This window comes from Streptococcus oralis (assembly GCF_019929345.1).
Taxonomy (GTDB): Bacteria; Bacillota; Bacilli; order Lactobacillales; family Streptococcaceae; genus Streptococcus.
This window is the reverse complement of sequence record NZ_JAHZPJ010000043.1, coordinates 1-557: the sequence shown is the minus strand read 5'-3', so window position 1 is coordinate 557 and position 557 is coordinate 1. Positions and strand designations below refer to the sequence as shown.

Here is a 557-nt window from a genome sequence, read left to right as displayed (position 1 = left end):
AACTCTAAAACAACATCAGGTGTTATGATGCCGGTCAACGAGGCCTTCCTAGAAAAGCAAGGCAAGGAATTCGGTCAGGCAACCAAGGCAGATTCTATTTTGTATAACGGTCCATTTATCATGAAATCCATTACTTCTAAATCCTCTGTCGAATTTGAGAAGAACCCTAACTACTGGGATAAGGACAAGGTCAAGATTGATGGTGTCAAACTGTCTTACTACGATGGTTCTGATCAAGATTCATTAGCGCGGACCTTTGGAGATGGCGGCTACAGTTTGGCAAGACTCTACCCAGCAACTTCCAGTTATTCCTCAATCGCTGAGAAATACAAAGATAATATCTTCATGACAGAAGCAGGAGCGGGGGTCGGTCTAATCAGCTTTAACATTGACCGTCAAAGTTATAACCACACTTCTAAAACCAGCGATGAACAAAAAGAAGCTACCAAAAAAGCTCTGCTGAACAAGGACTACCGCCAAGCTCCAGCCTTTGCCCTGAACCGCGAAAGCACTTCGGCTCAGGCCAATGGAGAAGATGCAGCCACGCCAGCTGTCCG

General features: G+C 45.4%; 1 protein-coding gene. It reads left to right on the top strand.

Going from position 1 to position 557, the window contains the following annotated elements:
- The coding region (locus K1I97_RS10140) for an ABC transporter substrate-binding protein (RefSeq protein ID WP_223351623.1) at positions 1 to 557 on the top strand (557 nt) is incomplete at both ends.